This window comes from Bradyrhizobium sp. LB14.3, from assembly GCF_040547985.1.
Taxonomy (GTDB): Bacteria; Pseudomonadota; Alphaproteobacteria; order Rhizobiales; family Xanthobacteraceae; genus Bradyrhizobium.
The window spans coordinates 1-1,695 of the sequence record NZ_JBEPQT010000087.1; the positions used below are offsets into that span (position 1 = coordinate 1).

The 1,695-nt window shown below is 57.5% G+C and carries 3 protein-coding genes; 1 reads left to right on the forward strand and 2 read right to left on the reverse strand.

The window, feature by feature from the left end; genetic code table 11:
• The coding region (locus tag ABIB00_RS38930) for an integrase core domain-containing protein (protein WP_354108002.1) at window positions 1-443 on the forward strand (443 nt) is incomplete at its 5' end.
• Window positions 444-479: 36 nt separating this feature from the next.
• On the opposite strand, the gene ABIB00_RS38935 is transcribed toward ABIB00_RS38930, so the two are convergent.
• Together ABIB00_RS38935 and ABIB00_RS38940 are read right to left on the reverse strand one after the other, a co-directional pair.
• Complete coding sequence (locus tag ABIB00_RS38935) at window positions 480-671, reverse strand: hypothetical protein (protein ID WP_354108003.1); 192 nt, start codon at window positions 669-671, stop codon at window positions 480-482.
• 19 nt (window positions 672-690) lie between these two features.
• Window positions 691-891, reverse strand: a complete 201-nt coding sequence (locus ABIB00_RS38940; protein WP_354108004.1) for a hypothetical protein — start codon at window positions 889-891, stop codon at window positions 691-693.
• Between the last annotated feature and the right edge of the window lie 804 nt (window positions 892-1,695).

The window sequence follows — 1,695 nt, forward strand, 5'->3', positions numbered from 1 at the left end:
ATCTATTCTGTTCATCGCGTCCTGCAGCAGAAGGCCGGCCTGGCGATGGCAATGGCGCTCGTCCTGACCGCCCCGAACGTCGACTTACAACTTTCATCGCAACCTCCAACTTCAGGGTGTTGCGACGACCGTTTGAATCCGCCCAATACGTCTCGATCAAATACACCGAACGCCTGGCTGAAGCAGGCGTGGAGCCCTCTGTCGGCAGTGTCGGAGATTCCTATGACAATGCTCTCGCCGAAACCATCAACGGTCTTTACAAGGCCGAGGTGATCCATCGGCGCGGGCCATGGCGAAGCTTCGAGGCCGTCGAGTTCGCGACCCTGGAATGGGTGGATTGGTTCAACAACCGACGGCTCCTCGAGCCCATCGGCAACATCCCGCCTGCCGAAGCCGAGCAACGCTACTACGCAATGCTGGAACAACCCGCCATGGCGGCATAACTTAAACCAAATGGCCTCCGGCAAACCCGGGGCGGTTCAAGGCTCGGCTTGTGGCGGCTTCAAACACACCGCAATACGTCCGTCGAGTTGCCATAGCTCGATGTCGTTGGCATCAACTAGCTGCTGAGCACGTTCCCGTGCTTTTTGCTCGTCGGCACACTGCAAATTGGCCACGCTTGTAACGTGGCGGTCGTGATCCAAAAGGTAAGCTCGGTAGTGCGCCATCATCGGACCATCACCTTAACCTTCAATGTTCGCCGTCAGAAGCGAACCGCCAAACCTTGCCAAGTAGTTTGGCAACTCGCAATCCGAACGCGCGTTCATATTCCCCGACAAACGAGGCGACCGAGTTCTTAAGATCAGCTCGGTCGAGATGATCGAAAGCTTGCTGCTTCCACCGCTCGACATATTTGTCGCGCGTCATCCCAATTAATAGGGACCGTTCCATCTCGCCTCCCCACCGATGACTGCTTCCAAAAGTGAAATTGGAGCAGAGTGGATTTGGCCCGTCTGTTCGAAAGGCGACAAACGGATGCGCTTTTGGGTCGCAAATGTGGGAATTAGGACAGAGACACACATCGCGATCGCACTGTAGGCGCCGGGCGGAGTCCAACCCAGATACCCGGTCCGACGGCGCGGGTGTTCTGACGCGTGAGAGCTATCAATCGGTGCGCCTCCTGCTTTGACCATTCGCGTGGCCTTCGATATAGCCGGGGCTCGATCGCCATGTCACCTCAGTAAGGAAGAAGGCACGCGAACTCGGCTTGGTACTCCAGAAGCAGGCCGACTCCTCGCAACTCCCTGTGAAGTGAAATCATTCAATGTGGAGCATCGCGCGCCACCGCCACCTGCGACGATATCCGTTAGGTAGAGTGGCGTAGGCCGCCTGGATCGGGTCAAAGGGGGCGGTCAAACGCGTTGGGAGACCAAGTCCGGTTTACCCGTCTTAGCTGACGGTCCCAGCTTGGCTCATGCTCCTTCACATCCGAGCGAAGCTCCCGCGGCCCGCCACCAAATCGGCCAGAATTCCTTCAGTCGGCTCTCTGCTTTGACGCAAGCCGGGAAGCCGCCGCGACCCCCAGTTCGCCTGCCGCGCAACAAAGGGAGCGGTTTGCAAAGAAAGCGATGGGATACCGCAGCCTATACTACACGCGAACTGACGTGCCCCCGCCAAATTAGGCCGGTTTGAACTGGAATTTTCCACTTATGATCCCCTGATGGGGAGAGGAGAATTCCATGAAGGCATCGAAGT